This window comes from Butyricicoccus sp. Marseille-Q5471, from assembly GCF_951230135.1.
In the GTDB taxonomy this organism is placed as follows: Bacteria; Bacillota; Clostridia; order Oscillospirales; family Butyricicoccaceae; genus Agathobaculum.
In genome coordinates, this window is the sequence record NZ_CATNVC010000003.1 from 20,211 (window position 1) to 45,582 (window position 25,372).

Sequence of the window (25,372 nt, forward strand, 5' to 3'; positions counted from 1 at the left end):
TTTTCCGTTATTATCAACCATAATAACTTAAATAATATGATTTTTTAAGGCTTTTCTCCTGGGCATAGCCATAAGCGACCTGATCGGCGAGTGAGTCATCCTGCCCACTGCTCTTGAGAAGCCGACGCATCTCGGAAATAATCCCATCCATCTGCGCGTCGCAGGAGGATTCAAGCGAGCCGGCACGTCCAATATATTTTTCTGCGATGGAGGCCTTAGTTGACGCCGTACGGTTCGATGCCGGAAGGCTTAGATATTCCTGCTTGGCAGAACCTAGCAATCCATCTAGTTGACCAGTAAAGCTAGCCTGCAGCGCATACACGCGGCCTACCAGTGCCGACAACTGCGCAGAAACCTCTGCCTGCTTGACAGCCTGTTCGTCCGCCTGCTGCTTGGCGGCTTCCTCCTCAGAGGGTGCTGCCTGTGTGTCATTACTGTCGGACGCGGTAGCTTGTCCCATCAGCATGGCAACAAACTCACCTTCGGTGATCTCACCGCTTTGCAGGGCAGTGACCTCCTCCTGCGTGGGCGAACGCACCTCCACTCCGGCAAGTTTCGCAATGACCTCCTGCGTCTTTTCTTCGTTTTGCTGCAGCATCTGCTGCAATTCCTCTGTACTGTATCGCTGGGAATCCACGACCGCACGCAGGTTATCCCGCTGCCATACCGCAAGCCCAGCACCGACTAGCAGCAGGCAAAGTAGCACAATCGCAATGATTTTTAGCGGCCGATATCGTTTTTGTGTTGTCAAACGCGCAACCCTCCCTTTGATTCAGCTTGACCGTTATACATGACCCGTGGTTGCAGCCAGTGCCGGGGTAAATGTAACTTGTTCGGTCTGCAAGCTCCCCTGTTCCTCCTCCGACGGCACGAACCGGGCATTCGCTTCCGCCGGGGTTCGGAATTCCGGTACATATCGGTGCAGCACCGCGAAAACATTTGCATCATCTCCAGATTCAACCGCAGCCCGCAGGTCTTCCAAAATCTGTTCCAGATAATGCGGTGAAACAGGCTGTACATCCTCAACAAAGATCAGTTCATTTTGTGTCTTCCTTTGATTGCCCGTTCCGACAAGCAGCTCTTCAAACAGCTTTTCACCCGGACGCAGGCCGATCTCGTCAATCTGAATCTGCTGATAGGGGATGTATCCGGAGAGCCGAATCAGGTTTTCCGCCAAGGTCAAAATGCTGACAGGCTTGCCCATATCCAGAACAAAGACCTGTGAGCCCTTTGCCAATGAACCGGCTTCCAGTACAAGAGAAACCGCCTCCGGAATCGTCATGAAGTAGCGAATGATGCGCCTGTCTGTGATTGTAACCGGACCGCCCTCTTCAATCTGTCTCTGAAAGAGCGGAATTACCGAACCGTTCGAGCCGAGCACATTGCCGAAGCGCACCGCGACAAACTCCGTCTTGCTGCGTCCCTGCATGCTCGAAAGAATCATCTCACACAGGCGCTTGGTCGCGCCCATGATGCTGGTCGGATTGACCGCCTTATCTGTCGAAATCAGAAGCATTCTGGCGACGCCAGTCTCATGCGCGGCGCGTACGACGTTCAGCGTACCGAAAACGTTGTTCTTAACCGCTTCGCGCGGACTGGCCTCCATCAGCGGCACATGCTTATGCGCTGCGGCATGAAACACCAAATCCGGCTGATACTTTCTGAACAAATCGCTAATCAGCGCCGCATCCTGAACGGTTGCAATTTCAGCCTTCAGATCCAGCGCGGAGCCGTACTGCCGCAGCAGGCTCTGCTGCAGTTCATAAGTGCTGTTTTCATAGACATCCAGAATAACCAGGCGCTTCGGACTCATTGCTGCAATCTGGCGGCAAAGCTCCGACCCAATTGATCCGCCGCCGCCCGTGACCATCACAGTCTTGCCATGAATCATTTCACGCGTGCCCACACCATCCAACTGAATCGCTTCGCGCCCGAGCAAATCCTCCACCCTGACATTGCGAATCTGTGACAGAAGCGGAGCATTGGTAGCCATGGACTTGACACGATCCGGCAGAATATGCAGCCTGCATCCGGTATTGGCGCCGAGCTTGAGAATTTCACTCCGCCGCTCACCCGATAACGACGGAATTGCGAGGAACAAATCAGTGATTGCACCATTTTCTAAGTATTCCGGAATCTTGTTGATTGGGCCCTTGACCGGAATATCAAACACTTTTGTCCCAATTTTCATTGGGTCATCATCAAAGATAACAATCGGCTCATAGGGCGAAGCTTCATTGCCGACAATTTCGCGCAGCAGCGAAAATCCCGCGTTTCCCATGCCAATGATACCGATTTTGCGCACGCTTAACTGCGCTTTGCGTTGTTTCTGCTTCACGCCTCTGCGGTAAGCACGGTAAAGAAACCGCACCGACAGCATCATCAGCAGCGAGGCGCCGAGGACCGAAATCATATACAGTCCAGAAAGCTGCCTCTTCACGAAGAGATTGGTGCAGCCCAGATACAGAATCGTTCCGCACCCAAAGCCACTGAGCAGTGCTAGATACTCTTTGCCCTCCGCATAGCGCCAAAGGCTATCATAGGTATGAAACAGTGCATTAAACACCATCACGCAGATAAACCAAACCGCCAGATTAACAATAAGCGGCCACAGGTGGTCGTCCCCCGTACCGTTTCCCATCGGACTGCGGATAAACAGAATAACAGCAACACAGGCCATAATAGTCATATCCATAGCAAATACCAACAGTTTTCGGTGCTTCACAAATAATTTCGGCATTTCGCTTCCCCACCTTCCCGATGTATATTTGTGCATTATCTGTCATTTTCCATCTATTTCAAAGCGGATACACCTTGTTTCAGCAGCCGTTCCGTCCGTTGCATCAAAATGTCCGCACTGTCCCCCAGAATTCGGACAGCGTTTTGAAACTGGCGGACCACACCCGCGTCTACGCCGTGCAAATCGCTGCCAAGGGCGCAGACTTGCCGCTGTTCCACAAGGGTTTTCCATTTGCGCCGCTGCAAAACGTTCCGGAAAGCTGATGCATTTAGCTGAATCGGGAGTTTCAATTCTAATGCGCGATGCACCACCTTTGGCTCATACCGATCCAGATGCGCAAGCACGGGTTGGAAACCCTTTCCCTCTATCTCGCAAATCGTGTCCCAAATATCCTCTGTAATCTCCTGAAACGGTAGTTCCAGCAAAATCACACGATTGGTCTGCCATATGCACAGTTGTTCTAATCCGTCCATCCGCTCAAGGCCTGAGCAGACCAGCACCTCTGCGCCTGCAAGCACTGTCGGAGTTTCCGGAGCCTCTGTCATGTCACTTATCAGCTGCATCCCGCGATTCTGTCGTGCAAGAAACTGTTCGACCGTATGCCGATGCGGATAGAAGTGCGGTGTTGCAACAACGGCAGCAATTCCCGCCTGGCGCATCAAATGCAGCTGACGCCTTGCGGTTGCCAAGCTATCACAACCATGGTCCGCCATCGGAAGAATATGTGCATGAAAGTCAATCAGCATGGCTCTGTACTGTCGTCATGCGGAATGTATCATGCGTCTGATCTCCATAAACATTTGCATCATAGTTTCCGTATGCGCCATACTCACCATACTTGCCATACTCACCATACTTGCCATACTTACCGTATCTACCGTATCTACCGTATTTTCCGTATTTTCCGTACTTCCCCGATTTCGGATTGACATCATTGAGCACAAAGCCGAACACATGTGCTTCAACCTGCTGTAATCTGAGCAGCGCATGATCCAGTTCGGTCCGATTAGTGTGATCTGCTCGGACAATCAGAACATAGCCATCTACCTGTGCTTTCACCACCAATGCATCTGCCACCAGATTGATTGGCGGGGTGTCAAGCATAATATAGTCATACTCCTGAGAGACTCCTGCAAGCAGCTTCTGCATCTTGGGAGAGCTTAAAAGTTCTGCAGGATTAGGGGGTGTACTGCCTGCGGTGACAACATCCAGTGTATCAACACACTCGTTGCGACGTACCGTCAACGTTGACTCAATCCCCGCAAGATATTCACTCAGGCCGGGACTCTGGGGATAATCCATCAGTTTGTTCTGCTTTGGACTTCTCATGTCACAATCAATCAACAGAACACGCTTTCCGTTCTGCGCCAGAACAATAGAGAGATTTGCACAGCTTGTGCTTTTACCTTCACCCATATTTGCACTTGTGATGACCAGAATCTGACCTCGGCCCTCGGTCTGCTGCGGCAGGAACATCAGATTTGTCCGTGCACTGCGGTACGCCTCTTGCACACTGAATGGGTTTTGATGATACAACAGTCGGCTTCTTTCATCCCTCAGCGAAGCGTGCGCCACATCTTTTTTAAACTTCAACTTTTTCATCTGCGCTCGCCCTTCTCACTTCGACTTGTGTCGACATTGCTGCAATATTCGGTATTTCACCAAGCACCGGCAAATCATAGTGACTGATCAAATCCTCCTCGGTATGGATCGTCACATCAAGCAGATTCTTGAATACGATACCTAACATGGACAGGAGCAGCCCCAGCAAAATGCCAATCGCCGTATTGCGCATCAGCGGCCAATCCGGCACTTCAGGCAGGGACGCGAAGTCAATCACCTCAACCTCGCCGGCTTTTACAACACGAATGATTTCACTCGGCGCCACATCAGCAATCGTGTTGACGATTGTCTGTGCCTTGAGCGGATCCGGATCTGCGATACTAATCATAAAGGCCTCTGTGCCATTGATTGAGCTTGCAGAGAATTCCTTTCGGATATCCTCGGGCGTGTATCCATAATCGGACGGCAGCTGTGCTGCGACCTTCGTCAGAAGCGAATCACTCTTAAGTACTACAATGTAGGTATCGACCAGACTCTGAGAAGCAGACAGGTCTCCGGCGGTAATGCTCTCGTTTCCGCGTTTATCATTATTAGATACGTACATCGAAGCTGATGCGGTATACATCGGTGTCACCCCAAAGTATGAAATCATAAATGCCAGCGTGCCACCAAGCAGCGCTGACAATACAATCACCTTGATACTGCGGCAGAACATAACCAGTAAATCCCTAAGGTCTATTTCAATCTCTTTGTCCATTCTTCTTCTCCACACACTTTATTTGGCTTGCAGTTCTGTTCCGGTCATCCAACTATGCCTAAATTCATTTCAAATGTTCATTAAAAGCTTTGACTTTGAAAGGTTTAATGCTAAACCAATGATGCTGCTAAGATCTGAACAAAAGTAATAGTATAATTTTACCGGCTACATAATAACCCATTATTTTCATATTATATCACATAATATTACCACGGTCGATAGCACACTATCAATAAAATAGAGGAATTCTCTGAATGGTTCAAGGCCTCGTGCAAACTTGGCAGGTTTTCGTTCATACTTTAGTCTGAACCATGACCATGGCATACTCCTCAAAGTACACTTATCATTACTTCTCCAGGGTCGCGGCCTTTCTCGTACGATACTGTCCCCACGGCATTCCGATGCTATTTAAATGCACAATTTGCTGCTTACTCAGAGGTTTTCTCCCCTTGTGGTTTTTCCACCTTTCCACCATGGTGTAATAGCGGTCTCGCTGTATGCAAATCCATCGCCCCAGTTTTTTGCCTTCGGGTGTTACATAATGCAGCGGAACACGCAAATCTCCATACTCCTCATAATACTGTTTGGCCATACCAAACCACTCCATCCACGGAATGCGTTCATTTACACTCCACACCATGTGCAATGCTTCCAATTCAAGCTGCTGTAATTCCGTAAGCCCCCCACTGTGGTAGAGTTGACGCTGCCTGCAAATCCATTCTCCCAATGCGCGTCCAGATTGCTTCATTGTTTTTGGCACGCGTAAATCTCCGTGCTCACGAAGATATGCTCTGCACAAATCAATCCAAGAATCCCAGTCTGTGCGCACTTCCAATTCCCAAACCATGCCCAGTTGTTCTAGTTTGAGAATCCGATCTTGATCCAGCATACAAGTTCCTTTTCCATGATAAGCCGCCCGTTGTCGTTCAATCCAGCGTCCTAACTTCTCACCATTCGGGGTAGTATAGTCCCTCGAAACCAACAAATCACCATTCAAACTTCTATAAGTTTTAGCAAGTTCTATCCAGTGCATCCAACGGGCTTCCCTTTTATCCATGCCGCTTTTCCAGCTTTAAGGAAACTGGATCCCGAACAACAATTTGTTCCCAATACTTTAGAATCACATCTACTAGTTTCGGAGCGAATTGCCTACCCTTATTATTCTTTAGCTCTAATTGGCATTGTATATCTGTCATTTCACATTTCCGATAAATCCTTCGATAACGCATTGCATCTACACTATCACATAGTGCTATCACAGCAGCATCTTGGGGGATTTCAAGACCTCTTAGTCTAGCTGGATAGCCCGTCCCATCCCAATGTTCATGATGATAAAGGACACTTAGCGCAATCTGCTCTGGAAGTTGCCGCGCCCGCAGTTTCGAATAACCATCTAGTGAATGCCTTTGTATCACGGCATATTCCACCTCAGTCAGTTTTGTCGGCTTATGCAGGATTTCTAACGGAGTAAAAATCTTTCCAACATCATGTAATGCTGCCGCTATCGTAATGCTTATCCGTTGATCATTGGTATAATGGAGTATTTCCGCCATACGCCATACTTGCTCTGCAACACGCAAGCAGTGGGCGGCTGTTTGAGAATCCCATTGCTCTAATTCCAACAGCTCTTTACAAATCCATTCATCTTGCATCAACCAAGACTCAATTGATTCCTGTCGAGTGTTCCTTTTATAGGAAAAACGCATTATTGATAGTGGCATATTATATCTCCTTTCTCTTGCAAGACTGAGTATTCCTTTAATGTATCTAAGATCATGTAATCCGCTTCAATCAGCATCAATCACACTTATCTTTAGTCCCGCTTTATTACACCTTGAACATAATCCGCATTATGTTCGGAGAAAGGCCATTGATGGTGCTTATCTAAATAAAAAAATAAGCAGCATACGCATTTGCATACACTGCTTATTCAAACTCTAAATATTTACGGTCGGAAGGCATGGCTAATGAAGCCCCGGCCTGTTTGGCCCGCGCAAATTCCAAAGGTCATTCCATATGCCTTTGCAACTAAATGTATATTTGTATTGAATTTTGTCGATATTTGTAATACAATGAAGACAGAAAATTGAACTATGTAGATGAATGCCAATCCTGAGCTGTTTCTCCGAACATAATGCGGATTATGTCCGATTTTATATAATTAATCCCAATCGAGCTATCTGCCGTTCATGAACCAGCACGCTTTCCCTCGTGTAAATTCTAGTGGTGTTTACATCGCTATGTCCAAGAATATCAGCTAAATGGACGATATCTTTCTCCAATTGGTAATAGCATCTTGCAAACAGATGCCGCAGATTGTGCGGAAAGACTTTTTCTCGCGGTACACCAGCTGCCTGGCACAGAGATTTCATGGCCTCCCAAATTCTTGTGCGGTTCATCGGAGTCCCTTTCCGCGTGCGAAAAATATAACCCGACGAAACCTTTCGCTGATTCGCGAACCCAAGCAGCTTTTTCGTTAGTTTTGCCGGTAAAAAAATCACCCGGCGCTTGCCCTTACAATTCACAACAGCTCGGCCGATACGAGCAGCTTCAAGCGTGATGAACTCCAACTCTGAGACACGGATTCCCGTAGCACAGATTGTCTCCATCACCAGTGAAAGCTGCTCTTTTTTTGTGTTTTTAGCAGCTTCCAACAGCCTTTGGTATTCCGCCCTGCTTAACTCATATTCAGGTTCTGCAAATGCACGTCTTTGGATCTTCAAGCCCTTCACCTGACAATCATTCCAGCCAACAAACCCCAAAAAGCGGTTGATTGAAACTAACATAGAATTTACGCTGGCTGGGCTGTATGCTTTTATGAGCTCCTGTTTATATGCAATTGTGATTTCCTTATCCACTGTTTTGTCCACATTGAGGTATTTATAAAAAGCCCTCACATCCCTCTGGTATTTTTCAATCGTTGCCGGGCTTTTTTCCTCCTTGGTCAGGTAACAGACGAAATCTCTAATCATGGTGTCATTCATTCGACAGGTTACATTTTTCATGCTATTTCTCCTCTCTTGAATGGATATTTTACCACAATTATTTTCTCCTTGTCCCTTTCCATTATTCTATTGATTGCTTTTTTCGGACTTTGCATTTTATATTCGCGAACATGTCGCTATTCTTTGCTCTCGTTTTGTATCTGATCCGCGTTGTTTTCCATACCGATATTTCAACGCAGAGATTTATTTGACAAACCTCGCTCCTCTGTATTACAATTGTATGGAAATTTATTGTAACGCTGTGCTTTTGACAGCGCCAGTATTGTTCTAATGAGGGAATGCGATGGGTGTAAATAGATGAAACGAAACCTTTTTTCAATTGCACTGATTTTAGCAATATTATGCTTTATCTGGGGCAATTCTGCCCTGTCTTCTAGCATTTCAAATCATATCAGTGATACAATCACAATCTCTTTCGGTGGTGAAATTACACACAGCGATGAGCAGGAAGCCGCCGCAACCACCATTCTTACCTCTTCTCACATTCGCAAGTTGGCACATATCACAGAATTTTCCGGGTTGGGTGCTGTGCTAACCCTACTATCAGTGCGTCGCCAAAAGAAACCGGTGCATTCGTTGCCGGGTATTTTACTGCTCGGCATGCTGATTGCGCTTTCAGATGAGACCATTCAGCTGTTTACTGGGCGTACCTCTACAATTAAAGACATTTGGATTGATCTACTCGGCTTCTCCATCGGCTGCTTTATCTCTGGAATCACGATTCATTTGATTACGAAGAGGAAATCAAAACAATGATAAAACGTCGTATCGTGGAAACCCTTTTATGCATTCTGCTTCTGCTGACTCTGTGGTTCATTTTAGGTTACTCCCTTCTTCCGAACCTTTTACCTTCAACAAACAGTGCATGGGGACAACTCGTATTTCAAGCACTTTCCGGCAATCTTGAGCCAATTACATCATTATCGAGCAATGATTTGCTACACCTTATTTCACATGCGTCTGAATTTGCACTGCTCGGCGTTGAATTGTCATTACTAACTCGCGTATTATATCGCTGTAGCAGCGCTCTCCCCCTGCTATGCGGGCTTTCAGTTGCATTAGTAGATGAGACCATTCAACTTTTTGCAACGGGGCAAGCCGGGAATGTACTTGATGTCTGGGTTGATTTTACCGGTGTGTGTCTCGGTTATGCGCTAGTCAGCCTATTTGCCTACTTATTCCGTCAATTCCATGCGCTGAAGGCGGACATCAGCACAATCGAAAATCATACCGTTAGTGCAAAGCCCAAAGTATGACTTGCTAGATGAGGCGGTGCTACTTCTGCCATTATCATCACCCCTCTAAATTGACCATATTTTCTATCCATCAGCGACAGAAGAAGCCCATCAGTAATGATGGGCTTCTTCTATATTCTTATGGGATTATAAATTGGCATTTGGTTTCCTAATACAGCTTAAAATCGTCTCAGCAACGCGAATACACGTCATATGGTTGCTGTTTCCCGAATCTTTACGTGTCTATTGAAAATCTAGTTGAGTTGCCTATTCGAATGTCCATCTGAGTTTTCAGCCCTAAATGTTGTAGTTCTAACTCTTTCCACTGCATCTCCAGCTCCTCAAAATTCTGGAGTGCAGCAATCATCTGCGGAGAATCGTACGGCATCTGCATAGACACCAACCGCCGCAACGTCTCCCGCGCCCCCTCCAAATCCACGCCAAGCGTGTAAAGCCGCGCTGCTGATTGGAGTAATAAGTCTTTTTGTGTATACACTGGTTTTCTCCTATTATCTAAAATTTGATATTCTGCAAGATTGACTCTACGATATCCCCTTGCTCAGTTAATACTTATTGCACTACTACTTCTTCATTTTAATTGTTAATGTAATCGTGTTTTCAGCACTTGAAACAGTATAGTTCGCCAAATCATCCGCCGTAATCGCAAATCCTGCAAGCGCTACGAGTAAGTATGGCCATGCAACAAGACCTACCAAGAGACTAATCCAAGATGCCGCCTGTCCCACCTTTCGTCCAGTGTGCTTTTTGTTCAGGTCTTTTCTAAGTTCGTCAGCAAACGAGCCAATGACAACTATGCTTCTATATCTTGCCTTAATAGCATCTGCAAGCTCTTTGCGTGTTTTTACAGTTATGCTCCCATCGATATATTTCTTTTTCATCTACTTTTCCTCCCACAAAAATCGTTTCGGCACAGCACATGCTGCATACCCGTTATAAGCAATCAATAATAGATTACTTATTTTGATTATATTTGGTAATGCCAAATTATGCAACAGCAAAATTCACTATACTGATAAAAAGCAATCAGTAGGTGATGAAATGAATAAGCGCAAGCTAGCGCTCGGCAACCGAAACATCGTCGGTGCGCGGGTAACAGAAGCTCGTAATCAGATAGGTCTTAAGCAAAAAGATTTACTTGCTCGGATGCAAGTCGCAGGCGTCCCGATTAGCCTTCCGGCATTGTCGCTTCTTGAGGGGCAAAAACGTCCGGTGTCCGATATTGAGCTCAAAGCACTGTCTGAAATCCTCGATGTTGACGTTCGATGGCTGTTGGGACAGATTGAGAAATCATAAACCCACAACGACAGATTTAACGTATATATTATAATGATAGAAGGACCCGAAGCATTGCGCTTCGGGTCCTTACTTTGTTTCGAGGAGCTTTATGATTATGAAAATTCTATTATTGGAACCGCATCAGTCTCCGCAGCAGGTTGAAATCGGTGATTGTCTGGCAGACATGCAGGCTATGGTAGGCGGCCCTATCGAAGCCGTTTATCCGTTTGGGGAATCCGTAGCACTGATTTGTCACGAGGAGGGTAAGCTTTTGAACCTGCCGCTAAACCGAGCGCTTCGGTATCCGGAAACAGGAGAAATCTACGACATTATCGCAGGCACATGTTTTCTCTGCGCTGCTCCGCCCGAGAGCGAGCAATTCGAAAGCCTTAGCGAAGAACAGCTAGCTCGATATGCTAAGCTGTTTGATCGTCCGGAAGAGTTCCTGAACCTCGACGGCCAACTAATCTGTATTTTAAACTAGTCACAGGCATTGTAAAGACATCAACACAAACCGCTCACCGATATCGGTGGGCTATTTTCATTTTAGGGGGAAAATCACATGAATACCAATACTTTTATCTGTGAGCATTGCGGTGAAACCTTTCCGCTCGATGAGGCCTTCCGCTGCGGAGAAGATTTATTGTGCCGTGAATGCGCAGGAGAGCACAGCATTCTCTGTGATGAGTGCAGACAGCGCATTTATCGCGACGATGACCAAGGGGACGCCTATCACGTGCTGTGCGAGGATTGCTTCGAGCAGCATTATACCCGGTGCGATAGTTGCGGAGGGCTCCTGCGCAGCTGTAATGCCTATCACCCAGCGTGGAACGACCAAACTTTGTGCGAAAACTGCTATGATGAGCAGGAGGAGTGCTGTCCCATCCACGAATACAACTACATGCCGGATCTTGTGTTCCACGGAAAAGGACTGCGTCATTTCGGCGTGGAGCTTGAGATTGACTGCGGCGGCCAGAGCTCCGCCAACGCAAAGCAGATTCTTGAGGTAGCGAATCATGATGCGGAAAATCTCTACATTAAAACAGATGGCAGTTTGGACGATGGCATGGAGCTTGTCACCCACCCCATGACTCTGAACTACCACATGAACGAGATGCCGTGGGCAGAAGTGCTCAGTGAAGCACTCCGCATGTATTATCTGAGTCACCGCGCGCAGACCTGCGGACTTCACGTTCATATCTCGCGACTGGCCTTCGGCTGTACATATGAGCAACAGGAAACGGCCATTGCGCGTCTCGTGTTCTTCGTGGAGAAATTCTGGCCGGAGCTGCTGCGCTTCAGTCGGCGGACACAGAGTCAGCTTAACCGTTGGGCGGCACGATATGGAATGAAGCTCTGCCCGCGCGAGGTGCTCGACCACGCAAAGAACTCCTGTGCTGGGAGATATACTGCCGTCAACCTCACAAACAGCGATACCATTGAGATTCGCATCTTCCGAGGAACGCTTAAACTGAACACTCTACTGGCCACGCTGCAGATGGTAAACCACCTCTGTGACGTGGCTGTTTTGCTGTCTGACGAGGCACTTCAGGATATGAGTTGGTTCGACTTTCTGGAGCGTATCAATGAGCCGGAGTTGATTGACTATTTAAAGGAACGGCGGCTGTATGTGAATGAACCAGTGGAAATGCGGGAGGAGGACTGAATATGTGCAGTGTGTTTGGATTAATTGACTACAACAGTGTACTCAGCGCAAAAGAAAAGAACCGAATGCTCGGCGTACTTTCCCATGAGTGCGAAGTGCGTGGAACGGATGCTACCGGCATCGCCTATAACTACAACGGAAGACTTCGCATCTATAAGCGCCCGCTTGCAGCTCACAGACTTCGATTCCGGGTACCGAACGGAGTGAACGTCATCATGGGCCATACCCGCATGGTGACTCAGGGTGCTGCAAAAAGAAACTATAATAACCATCCGTGGCTCGGCAAGGCTGAGCATGCTCAGTTTGCGCTTGCGCATAACGGAGTTCTCTGGAACGATGAGGAACTGCGCATGCAGCTGCCCAAGACCAAAATCGAGACCGATAGCTACGTCGCCGTACAACTTCTCGAACAAAACAGTACCCTCGACTTTGACAGCCTGAAAGACATGGCTGAAACGGTCGAGGGCTCTTTTGTATTCACGGTGTTGGATGGTGAGGATAATCTGTTCTTCGTCGTGGGCAACAACCCACTTGCAATCTATCGCTACGATGGATTCGATCTCTATGCCTCCACCAGTGAAATACTTCGAAAGACTGTCCGCCGACTGCAACTCGGCAAGCCAAACGAAATCATCGAGCCGGAGGAGGGTGAAATTTTGAGAATTGACCGCGACGGACACATCACCCGCGGCAGTTTCATTCCGCACCACACCTTCTCACACTGGTGGCGAAATACGCCGTATTACAGCTCCTACCTACTCGAAGACACCTCGCTTGAAACAGATTATCTGATTGACGCTGCCAAAGCGATGGGTATCAGCGAAGACGAGGTGCAGGCGCTGCTCGACTATGGCTGCACGACCGATGAGATTGAGGAACTGCTTTATGACCCGGCACTGCTCCATGAGCTGACGGGTGAGTTGCTGTATGCATACTAAGGAGGGAAAATTGATGCTTTCGATTCCAAGCGCTAACCAGACGCGGCATGAAACCACGGGAACCGGTTTTGAAGAAGCGGTAAAATCCGTTGTCCGCGCAATTGAACAGGCTAGAAAGGAAGGGCGGCTAGACTGCTGCTTCAATCCCAGCCTGTACCGGTGTACTGATGCGGATGGAGCAAGTCGCTGCATTAACTACTATGATGCGGTAAAACAGGAATTTCAGAAGAATGGCTACACCTTCCGTCCCACCGGATATATCGGCGGCGTGTGGCAGCGAACAGAGCATATCTGCTGGTAATTTCATGAGCACAGCGAGGGGGGGGAGACGCATGAATCTTGGCACCATCATCATGGCCGCAGGTATGATCCTGGGCGAGCTGTTGGACAGTGATGACGAGGACGAGCCATGTCAATAGGGTATACCCCAATGACATAGGCCAAAAGTGTGGCAATAGGGTCGGTTTCAGGGTTTTGACATATGTCAGAATCCAAGCCAACCCTATTGCAATACCGGGAGGTGATTTTATTGAGAATCGGATACATCCGCGTCAGCACAGAGGAGCAGAACACCGCCCGACAGGAGGTGCTGCTGCGCGACCTTGGCGTGGATGAGCTGTTTATTGATAAGGCAAGCGGGAAGAACGTCAATCGCCAAGAACTGAACCGCATGCTTGAATATGTCCGCAAGGGCGACACGGTGATTGTCGAGTCGATTAGTCGCTTCGCACGCAATACTCGGGACTTGCTCGAACTGGTGGAGCGACTAACCGCCAAAGATGTGGAGTTTGTCTCAAAGAAGGAGGCCATCGACACCACCACTCCAACCGGAAAGTTTATGCTGACCGTTTTCGCTGCGGTGGCCGAATTAGAGCGCGAGCATATTCTCCAACGTCAGCACGAGGGCATCGCGATTGCTAAGGAGCAGAGGAAGTATACTGGACGAAAGCGGAAACCACTGCCGGAACAGTTCGACGCCGTCCTTTCCCGCTGGCGGCACGGCGAAATCTCGGCTGTAGAGGCTATGAGGAAACTTGGGATGAAACCGAATACTTTCTATCGGCGCGTATCAGAGAATTGACGCAACGCATGCAACACGTCATATGTGCTCTGCCGTTGACTTTGTCTGTCAGCTTGGTTATACTTAAAATATTCTTACGAAACGAGGTGCTCCGATATGGATTTTTCCGCGATTGATGAGTTGCTAGCCGAATTAAAAGGAAGACGTCCTCTCAATCAAACCGAACTCCAACGCCTTCGGGATGAGTTCATCATTGAGCACACCTATGACTCCAATGCAATTGAGGGCAGCACGCTCACATTGCGTGAAACCGCATTAATTCTGCAAGAGGGTATTACCATTGCTGAAAAACCAATCAAGGAGCACCTAGAGGCAATTGGTTATAAGGATGCATTTGAATATATCGTCTCGCTCGTGGATTCGAATGCGCCACTATCAGAATCCGTAGTAAAACAGATTCATTCGTTAGTTCTAATGAATGATGCGGCCAACCGCGGCGTTTACCGTAGTCTGCCGGTCCGGATTCTCGGCGCCAGTCACGAACCACCGCAACCGTATCTGGTACCTGTGCAAATGGAAGCATTGGTTGCTTGGTACGAGGAGATGAAGCGGCAAATGCACATCATCGAAGCTGTGGCGGAATTCCATCTTCGTTTCGAGGGCATCCACCCCTTTATTGATGGAAACGGGAGAACAGGCCGGTTGATACTCAACTTTGAACTAATGAAAGCCGGACTCCTTCCTGTGAATATCAAGTTTACGGATCGGCGTAAATACTACGATAGCTTTGACCGATATTACAGTGATCCACCCAATGCCGCACCGCTTGTCAGCCTGATTGCTTCCTATGAAGAACAAGCGCTGCGGCATCGATTGGAGATTTTGCGGTAAGCTTTTCGCATCATAGTGTTAACGTAAACATCTGAACAACTTGGCTTGCCGAATGAATTTATGTCAATATTCTATCACTCAAAGCACGGAATACTATATAGGCTCGTTAATGGATAGCTTTGAAAAATCGAAAGAGCATGCGTTGGGCATGCTCTTTTTTGATCAGCTTGATATGAGAGATAGGCGGATTGACATCCTAGGCTTCGTCTGGTTCTTCCTAGTATCACAAGAAGGCGTTATGTGGTATAATACTGCCATAACGCAGAAGGAGGCATCCAATATGAATCATTCAACTACATATTATCTGATGAACAAGGATACCTGTCTTTTGCATTTTTTGTGTACCCGAAATTCGTTTGATGAGCCAGAATTTCAAGAGCAGGCATGGCTTGTTGCAAATCGGCCCATTGGCTACATTGACTTAACTGTTTTTCTGGAACAACGCAAAGCACCCAAGCACCGCCAGCACATCAAGGAATTGCTGGAGCGGTATGGATGCGACGACCTCGAAGGTTTCCTCAAGGTAACACATGCACTTTCTTTAAATGATACATTTTGGGTGAAAGAAGCAGGTTCAGCTCTGACATGGGAAGATGTTTCACTATATCAAAATGAATTTGACCAACTCATTAGCGAAGCCGCGTTTGATGGTACGTTCAGCGAATCAGATTTATCTTCAACTTCTCCCGAATTTGGCACAGACGGATATTATGCTAAGTGCTGGGTTCGTGAGGGGCGCAATATCCAACTATATAAAAGCGGCAGTTCCCTATATGAACTGGAACCATTGTCCGAATACTTTGCATCGCAACTTGTCGCTGTGTTATGTCCTGACACCGTTTCCTATGAGCTCGATTATTACCACGGAAAGTTGGTTAGCAAATGTCGGCTTTTTACTACTGAAACACTAGGTTTTGCTAAAGCCAGCAGTGTCTTTCGGGGAGAGCGTACAATTCCGGCACTGCTCAAGTATTTCACATCGATTGGCAGCGAAGATGCATTCCGGCGCATGTGTGTATTGGATGCACTGATTCTAAATCCTGATCGCCATTATGGCAATTTCGGTGTGCTATTTAATACCGATACCATGCAGGTCTTAAAAATGGCACCAGTGTTTGACAACAACCGCAGTCTGTTCCCTGAGCTAGATGATGATCAACTAGCTAAGCCGGAATGGTATATCCAAAAATGTCGTCCACGATTGGGAAAAGATTTCATTGTAACCGCGCGCGGGTTAATAACAGTTGAAATTAAACAAGATTTGAGGAACTTGGCTGGCTTTCAGTTTCAGCCGCATCCCGATATTGCAATTTCTAAAGAGCGCATTGGTGCCTTAAGCCAGATTGTAAATCATCAGATTCACGCCATATTGAAATAACTGGATATAACAAAAGACCGTCTTGAAAAAGACGGCCTTTTTATTTGGATTTTTCCTCGATACACTTTTAATGCTTTTGCGTTCCCAAAAGAAAACAATGCCCCTTCCGAAACCATGCAGGATGTTCTCTGACTCGACTCTCCAAGGAGCTCTTCGTCAGGATCATCCTTTTCTTTCGGAATCGCAAGCCGAAGTTATATTAATCAAGTGTTTTAAAGAAGTAAATATCATATAACAAGCCATGCGTTGCAGGTGTCCAGAGGAGCAGGTGCATCATGGAGCCCCGCGAACATGTGCTCCCGCATGCGCCTCTGGTCGGCGCAGACGAGTCGACATTGTGAGACGAGTCGAGACGAAACAGTTACATCCCTTGATTGCGAACATGCGAGCAGGCTAGGACTGTCTCGAAGGGGGAGATTCTCTTATATATTATACGGGTTCCCCCCCTTAGGAATTGCTGGGAAATATTACATCGGCTAAATTCTGTAGTGTTTTATTATCTACTAACGATTCTAGAAAATCGATCATATCTTTTACGCACTCTTTGTAGAAATGTTTTACTGCGACATATCGGATAGCGCCTAATTTTTTGCGTCTCTGAGATGAGGTTCTGCATCCATATTTTTCAAATTGACGGATTGCAAATTTTTTGAACATATGAAAGGCCTGTTCCTCCTCGATAAATTCAAATACCGGTTCATCACATTCCCAGTCCGGTATCTTTAATAAAATAAAGGCTAATGCTGCCTCCTCAATATCCGAAAGTTTTTCCTTGAAGCACTCAAAATCCTGCAGTATAGCTTCAGCCTCGTCCTGCGGTATGATATCTTCCTGCCTAATATGTGCTGCGCGCAATAATCTCTGTTCATTAATATCTAAATCATTGAAAAACATCTTCAAAATAACATCCCACCTCTGCAATACACAAACCGTGTCCAAGCGTGCTGGATCAAACATATAGCGGTTTTGTTCCAGATAAAAGGCCAACCAGTTTACACGAATCTGTGCAGAATAATCGGATGCGCTGGCATTCGCCCATTTGTGTGGATATAGGTTCGGAGAAAACATGTCATGGATCATACTGTCCATGAAATTAATAACGGGGTGACTAATATTAGGGTTATCATACTCAGGTCGATCATCTTCCAAATATATGCGACTCTTTTGATGTCGGTCGAATAGTCGCAGATATGTCGGAAAGGTCGCGGAACAATCCACTAGCGTTTCCATTTTGGGATCCGTTACCTGACTGGCTTCATAAAACCTAGCAAACACATGCGAAGCAATGAATGGAAGAAGGTAATTATAATCCGGAATACTATATGCCCAACTTAGCAAATTCTCAAGTTCACCCATAATATATATATCATTTCGTTCGTAAAACTCAGTTGACAAATATTGTTTGAAACGCGCTTGAAGGATAGTCTCCATATCTTCTCTGGATACTATCTGCAAAAATTTTACGATTCTTCCCTTTATCTTCAATGGGGAATGTGGAGCCTCTAATTTTTGAGCGGTCAGATTAGGCAGCGCGCTATACCTGCGCTTGAGTTCTGCCATGCATTCCAGAGTACTATTAAGCGCGTCCTTCAAATAAGTGTATATTCGGAGTGGATCATGAAAGTGCGGCCCATCAGATGAAAAACAGCTGAGATAGTAAAGGGAGCTATACAGGAAGTTTTCGAAACCTGAATCAACACACTTTCTTACGTGCTTATCATTTAAATCATTAACAAATTTCTCATACATGTTATCCCAACTATGTATAGCCAAGGCCGGATCCGTGGTTATGGTTTTGACGCGCCAAGCAAACTCGGAGTTCAGAAGTTGCTCCACAGTATTATCAAATCCAGAATATTCTCTGCAAACATCATAACGACGCGTAGCTTTTTTGTAACCATCCCAGACGTTTTTTCCTATTGAATATATTTGAGAATCATTACCGCACCATCGCCCCCCGACTTCTATACGCGCAATCCACTGTACATACATCTTATTAATTTGCGTATCAATTCTGTCGAAAAAAGAATTGTCCGTATCATAATAGCCCGGGCTCCAACACCATCTTACAACAGCATCCATTTCGCGTTCTGTAATCGTGCTCAAATAGTTTACAAATGACATGTTATCGGTATTTTTCACAAAAATTCACTCTCCAATCCGGTTGATTTTACTTTTAACTGCAGTTTCATTCACATTATACAAAAAAACATGTCATAAATTAAAAAAAGTCAGATTTAAGCCGTTTTTTCGTTCTATTTATATCAAAGGCATTGTTGTAAGATATCGTTGTTACGTAACCAAACTCACCGAAGGAGATAAAATATGTTAATAATTCTAATCTATTGTGTGGGAATCCTAATTGAATATAAAGGGAGCTGGAGGCTACCGAATGATCGGCTTTACACGAAACTTATCCCAGGATTCGCGGAGTTGAGTGAACGCGGTAGAAAACGGGCTATGGCTAAGTTTCTGGACAGCTGCGAGGTCGTTCAGACCGTCAAGCCACCATTTCCTCTGACGAATACACCCCGCAAAATCAGGGATGCGTTCGGAAATAACTTAGAACCTACATCTGATCAATATCGAATCGGAGTCGAAACGCTGTTGGCCTTGCCAGAGCTCTATGAAGTATCGCAATCTGGGAATCGGATACTCGCGTACCTTCTAAGCGGAATGCGTTGTAAGGCTATTCGCAAGGCCGTACCCGACTTGCGATTTGCAGTATCAACATCCGATCAAAGCGATGGAACAACTGAAATCATGAGCGCAATAGCAGAAGCCTGCGTGACCATGCACCACTGGAGCGGAAAGAACTGCCGCGTTAAAAGAAAAGCCATAATCGATTGTCGTTCAAAGTCACAGTACATTGGATATCATTTTCATGATTATAGCAGAGTAATTCTTCGCGCGCCAAAGGTCCAAAGTGCTTGGCAAACGAGCACTGCGAAAAAGAAGATTGTATTACCAATCCCCTACACCGATACAATTGCCTGCATTCTGGGCGCGGACAGTGCTTTCTTACGGGAGGCGGATGAGTACATGCAGAATTCTTGTGTGTTCCTCATTGGCTGCGGCAAAAACGAATGGGGATCGGCACGGCTCTCACCGGACGAACTCTCTCATTACGCTCCTGCTGCGCTGCAAGCACTGCGCGACCATCGCTACGAAATCGCCGCTGTCCTGCGCGAGTGGTGGAGCGGTGCTGAGGATGAGAACCAGTGGGCAGCGGAGATTGTCGCAGATGCCCGGGCATCATTCGGGAGCCCAGATAGTCGTTACATTTCCGTCACTTTGGATCCAAAGAAGCTGCGCGAGGCAGTTGCTTACCGCGTGCTCCTCAGCTTCCTAGATTTTGTGGTCGAGCGCGGCTGGCTAACTGCAGAGCAGGCGGATACTCATCGAGCGGGTGCAAAAGCAGTTTTTGATCCCGATCCAATCGAGGAGAAGCCGGTTCGCCGTATGGAACAGCTAGACGTGTTCAGCGAGATTATGTCGACTTTTCTGGAAGATACATCCACCAAAATCGTACCGCTTGGAGAGCGATTTGTCAAGGCAGATAAGTCCCTCGGGGCATACAGGGAGATCGGCGGTGAAAAATTTCTTGTCATGCCAGAAGGCACCTGGGCGCGAGCCTATTTGCAGGCTGCACGCAAGGCCGGCTTTGAAACCTCGTTCGCCCAACAAGCGAACTGGGAGCGGGAACTGCAGAAGCTGCTCGGTGAGGCTGGGGTCATCAAACAGCCCAGCGCCGGTTCCCGGTATCGGTACGACATTTTTGACAACGGCACACGGGATAAGACGTATGTGCTAGCCCTGCCGATTGGTAAATGAGTTGGCTAAAAGCATGGCAACGCGCGCTGTCTTCAGGCAACGCGCCGCGCCAGCGCTTTTGCCCACCCATATCAATAAAAATTGAACTTATTTCGTGTTAGATCAAAGGAGAAATATTAAAATGCATAAATCTAAAAACAGAATCGGCATGTTTAAAAGCAGCGTTTTTTCGGCAAAGGAGAACGCATCCGCCGTGCAATCCGATATCTGCCAAGCGCTCAACCCCCTTAACGGGGCAATTGGCGCCGCCGCGTCTGTCTCCAAGGCCGCTGTGTTATGCCCGACTTGCCCAAACGATGCAGAAGGCCAGTGGGCACTCAGCCCATACCAGCTCAAGCGCTTCGTCAAACTGGTTGTCAAGCATCTCAACGCTATTTGTGCCAATCGCAAGGCTGCCGTGGACTTCGAATATTGGGGCGAAGTCACCCAGCAAATTCTGGGCATCGCATCATCCGATGAGGTCGTGATTGTTCCTGCTCGGGCAGGCGCAGGCAAGTCAACCTGGATTGTCGCGTTCCTCAGGGCGTTCACAGAATTACAGACCAATAAAGACCCGCTAGCTGAGGCATTGGGCGGTGTGCTGCTTGTTGTTCAGAAGGTCGAGACGCTCAACGAGATTGCAGCAGAGCTTGAGAGGGCATTCCCCCATGAGGGAATGCGCATCATGGCGGCGCTACAGGGATGGACTCCCTCAAGCCAACGTGCAGGCTACTGCCCCAACAAGGCGGTCGAACGCTTTGAGGATTGCCAACGCGACAGCTGCCCTTATGCACACCGCTGTGCAGTGCTCAAGTTTAGGTCGAACGCTGAAGAGAGCTACATCGTCGGCATCACTCAGGCACGTTTCGGCCTGCTCCGACAAAGTGCTGATGGGCTAGACCACTTACTGACCCGTGTCGGGGCAAAAGGGTCTGTCACGCGCCGTTTTATCATCTTTGATGAGAAATTTGAAATGGCTCAGCAGACCATGCTGGATCTCACGAAAATCAACAACGCAAGTTCGGCTTTAGAAAAATGCGGACAAAGCCGCGATGCAAGTGACAAAAGAATCCGCGGCCTAGAAACTGGACTCTCCCTACATATTCAACGGCCGTTCGAAACGTTGCGACGAAATAGCACAATCATCTGCGATGATGGACAGACACGAGATCACCCCTTTGGCTTATGCACGCTTTCTGATCAAGACGCAAGCTCACTGGAGGATCTCAAAGCCTTTGCATTACGTTTTGAGGGCACAAATGCTGGTTTTCTCAGCCAGCCTTTGCATGAGTGCATCGAGGTAACGCGTGCCCTGCACGAAAAGCGTTGCCTGTTCACGCGATACCCGAACTTCAGCATTCTGCACAGCACACCACCTCAGCTCTCCTTTGGCAATGCGCAGACCATCATCTTTGATGCGACTGCTGAGGCCGATGGCGATTACAAGCATTTGTCCAATGTGATATGGTTGCCATCCTCGCCGGCGAAGCATTTGCGTAAGCTGACATTCCACGTGTATCGCCACCATGGCCTGAACGTGTCCCGTTCTGCAATGAGCAAGCCATGGAAGCTCCCCGCCTTTGCCCAGCTGACGGATGATATCCTGCGGGAGCATCCCGGTCGGACCTTTCTTTGCTGCTACCGCGATCTGGGACCCACGCTGGCAGCTGCATTGGCTGACGAAACGTTGGAACAGATGGCACGCATGCCCAATAGCAACAAGGACTGTCTCCCGTACTTCGGCGGAACCAATGGTGCCAATACTTTTCGGGATTGCACCAATGTTATCCTGTTGGGCTATCCGCGCCTGCCTCCAAGTGATTATCTGGCTCGCGCGTATACCTATTGGGATGAGGCAGGATTTGCTGATGACCTGAGTGATCTGGCAGACCGCGTCAACATCGAGATGCAAACGAGTGGCAAGAAACCGCCGCGTGACCTGCTGCGCCAACTGCCTATGCTGTTGGAATATGAGGCCATGCACCTCGCCTCTCGTTTAGAGCAGGAAATTTATCGATGCGCCCTCAGAAAGCATGACTGCGAGGACGAGATTCATGTGTTTCTGTTCGCGCCGCCTGAACGGGTTTGGGGACTACTGCATTCTCGGTTTGGCGGGTGTCATACTGACTACATCGATGACCTTCCCCCCTGCTTCGACCGCTGCAAGGCCGAAACAAGCCGCTATAAGGGCAAGCCTACCACCTATAACCGGTTGCTTTTGTTTTTCTCCGATTGGGATGGGCAGCCGATCACACCTGCCGAGATACAAGCCCAAGCCGACATCAGCAAATCTGCATGGAAAGAGCTGCAAAAAGGAGCTCGTATGCAGAATTTGCTGCAAAAATATGGCGTTATCCGTGAAGGCCGCGGCCCCAATGTTTTATTCATGAAGAAGGAAGCGGCTTAACGCTTCAACCAGGCCCAATCATTTAACTCCTCAGGATATCTGATTGGGCTCGGTGTTCAAGTATAAATTATAGTTCAAAGACCCAACCCTATCACGTAAACTCAAGGAGGCTCATCATGATCGATCGTAAAATAATTGTTATCCAAAGCACCAAAGAGCAGGTTACAGCGTCTGCTTTTCTGCAGATTCTGCTCCCTGACCTTCACGAGCTGATGACCATTCACCAAACGGCTTTATCCGGTGGTGATGCCGCATGAGCATGCTTGACCGCCTGCGTGCTCAAAGCGGAACAATACGCGCTGTAGCCTATGCCCGCTACAGTAGCGATCTGCAGCGTGAAGAGTCTATCGAAGGACAACTTCGCGCGATTGAAACCTTTGCTGCCCAGAATCATATCGCCGTGGTCGACACCTATGTCGACCGCGCGGTATCTGGCACGACCGACCAACGGCCAGATTTTCAGCGTATGGTTCAGGATGCAAAGGAAAAGCGGTTCGACCTTGTAATTGTTCACAAGCTAGATCGTTTCTCGCGCAGCAGATACGACAGCATCGGGTACCGTAGTCTTCTCAAGCGAAACGGAGTACAACTAATCTCGGTGCTTGAGCAGTTTGACTCCGACTCACCCGAGAGCATCATCACTGAGTCTGTTTTAGAGGCGATGAACGAGTATTATGTGCGCAACCTCGCCCGCGAAGTCGAAAAAGGTAAACGGGAGAACGCCTACAAGGCACTGCATGTGGGCGGCGTCCCTCCACTTGGGTATGACGTCGATCGAAACACCATGAAGCTGCAGATTAACGAACAAGAGGCTGCAGCCGTTCGCCTGATCTTTACCATGTACTCGGAAGGCTGCGGATATACGGAAATCATCCAGGCTCTGAACCGAGAAGGCTATCACACCAAGCGGAATCGCCCATTCGGCAAAGGCTCCCTGTACGAAATCCTCCGCAATGAAAAGTACTGCGGTACATATGTCTACAACAAAAGTGCAGCAAAAGACGTCGACGGCAAGTATAACCGCCACGCTCATAAGCCTGACAGCGACGTAATTCGAATTGAAGACGCCGTGCCTGTCATCATTGAGCGGGAAATGTTCGATGCAGTCCAATCGAAGATGAATCAGCGCCGACACAAGTCCGGACGTTATACCGCCAAAGAAGTGTACCTACTCTCCGGCAAAATCATATGTGGGGAATGTGGTGCCGCATATACGGGCCTTAATCAAAAGCCTCGTGCCAATCATCCCCAACGAGTGGTTTATCGCTGTTCACAGCATCATGGCGCTAGTCGCTGTTCTAATGGCAGCATTGGTCGGGATTATATTGAACAGCTCGTCCTAAAGCAGCTTTCGGGCTATATCTTCAGTGAGCAAAGTTTTCCGGATATTGCAGATGCATATCAGGACTACCTCCGCTCTCTTGACACTGCTTCAATTATCAAGCGGGAGGCTGCCGAAAGGCGGCTGAAAGAGATCGACCGGAACATCCGCAACATTGTCAATGTGATGATGACCACCGGATCCGCTACCCTCTCTGCAAAGCTCCAGGAGTTGGAGACCCAAAAGGTGCAGACCGAGCATCAGCTGGATACGTTGATGCGACAGCAGACGCAGGCCACTGTGGATCTGGACAAACTTCATGATGCATTTTGTACCGCACGCACGATGTTCGCATCGGGTACCCTGCGAAATGAGCGCTCTCGTGAGCTTCTGGCGCTCTTTGTAGACAAGGTGCTGGTTTATCATGACCGCATTGAAATTCGATTCAACCTCGGAATTGACCCTTCTGAGACAATTCATAGCGAACAGAAAGAAACCGCCGATGAAAATTCGGCGGTTTTCTTATCCCAAAAGCTGCGTCAGCTCTTAACCGTAGAAGAAAAAAGGAGATCTGTTGATTGATGCATCGACAGGTCTCTAATTCTTCAGACGGAACTTTTTATTCTCTTTTAAATAAGAAAAAATCCCGTCAATTTCTCGACGGGATTTCGTATCGGTATCACGCGATACCTTGAATGGCGGAGAAGGAGGGATTTGAACCCTCGCGACCGTTTCCAGCCCTACTCCCTTAGCAGGGGAGCCCCTTCACCACTTGGGTACTTCTCCATACCAATATGCACTTCTGCTCACCAAGATAATCATGGCGGAGCGGGTGGGATTCGAACCCACGCGCCCTTTCGGACAAACGGTTTTCAAGACCGCCTCGTTATGACCACTTCGATACCGCTCCATATCATGCCCGATAAGCAATATTGATTATAGCATATCGGGCATGTCCTGTCAATTCATTTCTTTTTAAACCTTCTCTGCCCAGACTTCCTCTTTGAAGCCCACGCACACGAAATCCTCGCCCACCAAAATCGGACGCTTGACCAGCATGCCGTCCGTGGCAAGCAGGACAAATTGCTCCGCTTCGCTCATCTGCGGCAGCTTATCCTTCAGTCCCAACGCCTTATACTGAAGCCCGCTGGTGTTAAAAAACCGCTTCAGCGGCAAACCGCTCTTTTCATGCCACACCCGCAGCTCCTGCTCGGTCGGATTATTCAGCTTGATATCGCGTATTTCAGCGCTTACACCCTTGCTCTCAAGCCATTTCTGTGCCTTTTGGCAGGTGGTGCATTTCGGATAGCATACAAACAGCATTCTTGTTTCCTCCTCCAT

At 47.9% G+C, this 25,372-nt stretch carries 26 protein-coding genes and 2 tRNA genes; 14 read left to right on the top strand and 14 right to left on the bottom strand.

The features are described from left to right. Positions 1 to 13 precede the first annotated feature (13 nt). The 8 genes from QOX26_RS04610 to QOX26_RS04645 form a co-directional block, all read right to left on the bottom strand. Complete coding sequence (locus QOX26_RS04610; protein WP_283673735.1) at positions 14 to 751, bottom strand: hypothetical protein; 738 nt, start codon at positions 749 to 751, stop codon at positions 14 to 16. Between the two features lie 33 nt (positions 752 to 784). Then, positions 785 to 2,695, bottom strand: a complete 1,911-nt coding sequence (locus QOX26_RS04615) for a polysaccharide biosynthesis protein (RefSeq protein ID WP_283673736.1) — start codon at positions 2,693 to 2,695, stop codon at positions 785 to 787. A 98-nt stretch (positions 2,696 to 2,793) separates the two neighbouring features. Continuing rightward, positions 2,794 to 3,486, bottom strand: a complete 693-nt coding sequence (locus tag QOX26_RS04620) for a CpsB/CapC family capsule biosynthesis tyrosine phosphatase (RefSeq protein ID WP_283673737.1) — start codon at positions 3,484 to 3,486, stop codon at positions 2,794 to 2,796. Next, entirely contained in the window at positions 3,476 to 4,342 is an 867-nt protein-coding gene (locus QOX26_RS04625; protein ID WP_283673738.1) for a CpsD/CapB family tyrosine-protein kinase, read from the bottom strand. The genes QOX26_RS04620 and QOX26_RS04625 overlap by 11 nt, the downstream gene beginning before the upstream one ends. Then, complete coding sequence (locus QOX26_RS04630) at positions 4,323 to 5,060, bottom strand: YveK family protein (RefSeq protein WP_283673739.1); 738 nt, start codon at positions 5,058 to 5,060, stop codon at positions 4,323 to 4,325. The genes QOX26_RS04625 and QOX26_RS04630 overlap by 20 nt, the downstream gene beginning before the upstream one ends. 346 nt (positions 5,061 to 5,406) lie before the next feature. Then, a complete protein-coding gene (locus QOX26_RS04635; protein ID WP_283673740.1) occupies positions 5,407 to 6,117 on the bottom strand; it encodes a helicase associated domain-containing protein in 711 nt (236 codons plus the stop codon). Next, a complete protein-coding gene (locus QOX26_RS04640) occupies positions 6,110 to 6,781 on the bottom strand; it encodes an HD-GYP domain-containing protein (protein ID WP_283673741.1) in 672 nt (223 codons plus the stop codon). The genes QOX26_RS04635 and QOX26_RS04640 overlap by 8 nt, the downstream gene beginning before the upstream one ends. Positions 6,782 to 7,213: 432 nt before the next feature. Further along, positions 7,214 to 8,065: a tyrosine-type recombinase/integrase gene (locus QOX26_RS04645; protein ID WP_283673742.1), complete on the bottom strand. Its 852-nt coding sequence runs from the start codon at positions 8,063 to 8,065 to the stop codon at positions 7,214 to 7,216. A 297-nt stretch (positions 8,066 to 8,362) separates the two neighbouring features. On the opposite strand from QOX26_RS04645, the gene QOX26_RS04650 reads away from it, so the two are divergent. Beyond that, positions 8,363 to 8,821 carry a VanZ family protein gene (locus QOX26_RS04650; protein WP_283673743.1) on the top strand — a complete coding sequence of 153 codons (459 nt, stop codon included), beginning with the start codon at positions 8,363 to 8,365 and terminating at the stop codon, positions 8,819 to 8,821. Beyond that, positions 8,818 to 9,321, top strand: coding sequence for a VanZ family protein (locus tag QOX26_RS04655; RefSeq protein ID WP_283673744.1), 504 nt, complete (start codon positions 8,818 to 8,820; stop codon positions 9,319 to 9,321). The genes QOX26_RS04650 and QOX26_RS04655 overlap by 4 nt, the downstream gene beginning before the upstream one ends. A 214-nt stretch (positions 9,322 to 9,535) precedes the next feature. Here the strand turns inward: QOX26_RS04655 and QOX26_RS04660 are convergent, their stop codons facing one another. Continuing rightward, on the bottom strand, positions 9,536 to 9,796 hold the full coding sequence (locus tag QOX26_RS04660; protein WP_283673745.1) for a hypothetical protein: 261 nt from the start codon (positions 9,794 to 9,796) through the stop codon (positions 9,536 to 9,538). Positions 9,797 to 9,881: 85 nt separating this feature from the next. Next, complete coding sequence (locus tag QOX26_RS04665; protein ID WP_283673746.1) at positions 9,882 to 10,199, bottom strand: hypothetical protein; 318 nt, start codon at positions 10,197 to 10,199, stop codon at positions 9,882 to 9,884. Positions 10,200 to 10,281: 82 nt separating this feature from the next. On the opposite strand from QOX26_RS04665, the gene QOX26_RS04670 reads away from it, so the two are divergent. From QOX26_RS04670 to QOX26_RS04705, 8 genes are all read left to right on the top strand, one after another. Beyond that, positions 10,282 to 10,614, top strand: a complete 333-nt coding sequence (locus QOX26_RS04670; RefSeq protein WP_283673747.1) for an XRE family transcriptional regulator — start codon at positions 10,282 to 10,284, stop codon at positions 10,612 to 10,614. A 97-nt stretch (positions 10,615 to 10,711) separates the two neighbouring features. After that, complete coding sequence (locus QOX26_RS04675) at positions 10,712 to 11,080, top strand: DUF3846 domain-containing protein (protein WP_283673748.1); 369 nt, start codon at positions 10,712 to 10,714, stop codon at positions 11,078 to 11,080. Positions 11,081 to 11,158: 78 nt separating this feature from the next. Continuing rightward, positions 11,159 to 12,262, top strand: coding sequence for a zinc-binding protein (locus QOX26_RS04680; RefSeq protein WP_283673749.1), 1,104 nt, complete (start codon positions 11,159 to 11,161; stop codon positions 12,260 to 12,262). A gap of 2 nt (positions 12,263 to 12,264) precedes the next feature. Continuing rightward, on the top strand, positions 12,265 to 13,200 hold the full coding sequence (locus QOX26_RS04685; protein WP_283673750.1) for a class II glutamine amidotransferase: 936 nt from the start codon (positions 12,265 to 12,267) through the stop codon (positions 13,198 to 13,200). A gap of 13 nt (positions 13,201 to 13,213) precedes the next feature. Then, positions 13,214 to 13,501, top strand: a complete 288-nt coding sequence (locus tag QOX26_RS04690) for a hypothetical protein (protein ID WP_283673751.1) — start codon at positions 13,214 to 13,216, stop codon at positions 13,499 to 13,501. A 228-nt stretch (positions 13,502 to 13,729) separates the two neighbouring features. Further along, positions 13,730 to 14,281: a recombinase family protein gene (locus QOX26_RS04695; RefSeq protein WP_283673752.1), complete on the top strand. Its 552-nt coding sequence runs from the start codon at positions 13,730 to 13,732 to the stop codon at positions 14,279 to 14,281. A 96-nt stretch (positions 14,282 to 14,377) separates the two neighbouring features. After that, positions 14,378 to 15,112, top strand: coding sequence for a Fic family protein (locus QOX26_RS04700; RefSeq protein ID WP_283673753.1), 735 nt, complete (start codon positions 14,378 to 14,380; stop codon positions 15,110 to 15,112). 109 nt (positions 15,113 to 15,221) lie between these two features. Further along, positions 15,222 to 16,490, top strand: coding sequence for a HipA protein (locus QOX26_RS04705; RefSeq protein WP_283673754.1), 1,269 nt, complete (start codon positions 15,222 to 15,224; stop codon positions 16,488 to 16,490). 447 nt (positions 16,491 to 16,937) lie between these two features. Here QOX26_RS04705 and QOX26_RS04710 read toward each other — a convergent pair whose 3' ends face one another. After that, positions 16,938 to 18,632, bottom strand: a complete 1,695-nt coding sequence (locus QOX26_RS04710; protein ID WP_283673755.1) for a hypothetical protein — start codon at positions 18,630 to 18,632, stop codon at positions 16,938 to 16,940. Between the two features lie 318 nt (positions 18,633 to 18,950). Between QOX26_RS04710 and QOX26_RS04715 the strand changes: the two genes are divergently transcribed. The 4 genes from QOX26_RS04715 to QOX26_RS04730 all read left to right on the top strand — a co-directional run bounded on the left by QOX26_RS04715 (position 18,951) and on the right by QOX26_RS04730 (position 24,613). Next, positions 18,951 to 20,324, top strand: coding sequence for a hypothetical protein (locus QOX26_RS04715; RefSeq protein WP_283673756.1), 1,374 nt, complete (start codon positions 18,951 to 18,953; stop codon positions 20,322 to 20,324). Positions 20,325 to 20,445: 121 nt separating this feature from the next. After that, on the top strand, positions 20,446 to 22,710 hold the full coding sequence (locus tag QOX26_RS04720) for a hypothetical protein (protein ID WP_283673757.1): 2,265 nt from the start codon (positions 20,446 to 20,448) through the stop codon (positions 22,708 to 22,710). A 116-nt stretch (positions 22,711 to 22,826) separates the two neighbouring features. Then, the gene (locus QOX26_RS04725; protein WP_283673758.1) at positions 22,827 to 22,967 is read left to right on the top strand and encodes a hypothetical protein; all 141 of its coding nucleotides are present in this window, start codon (positions 22,827 to 22,829) and stop codon (positions 22,965 to 22,967) included. Further along, a complete protein-coding gene (locus QOX26_RS04730; RefSeq protein WP_283673760.1) occupies positions 22,964 to 24,613 on the top strand; it encodes a recombinase family protein in 1,650 nt (549 codons plus the stop codon). Before QOX26_RS04725 ends, QOX26_RS04730 begins: the two co-directional genes overlap by 4 nt. Before the next feature lie 114 nt (positions 24,614 to 24,727). Here QOX26_RS04730 and QOX26_RS04735 read toward each other — a convergent pair. From QOX26_RS04735 to QOX26_RS04745, 3 genes are all read right to left on the bottom strand, one after another. Beyond that, positions 24,728 to 24,817: transfer RNA gene (locus QOX26_RS04735), tRNA-Ser, on the bottom strand. A 35-nt stretch (positions 24,818 to 24,852) separates the two neighbouring features. After that, a tRNA-Ser gene (locus QOX26_RS04740) sits at positions 24,853 to 24,941 on the bottom strand. 65 nt (positions 24,942 to 25,006) lie between these two features. Next, the gene (locus tag QOX26_RS04745; RefSeq protein ID WP_283673761.1) at positions 25,007 to 25,354 is read right to left on the bottom strand and encodes an arsenate reductase family protein; all 348 of its coding nucleotides are present in this window, start codon (positions 25,352 to 25,354) and stop codon (positions 25,007 to 25,009) included. Positions 25,355 to 25,372: the final 18 nt, after the last annotated feature.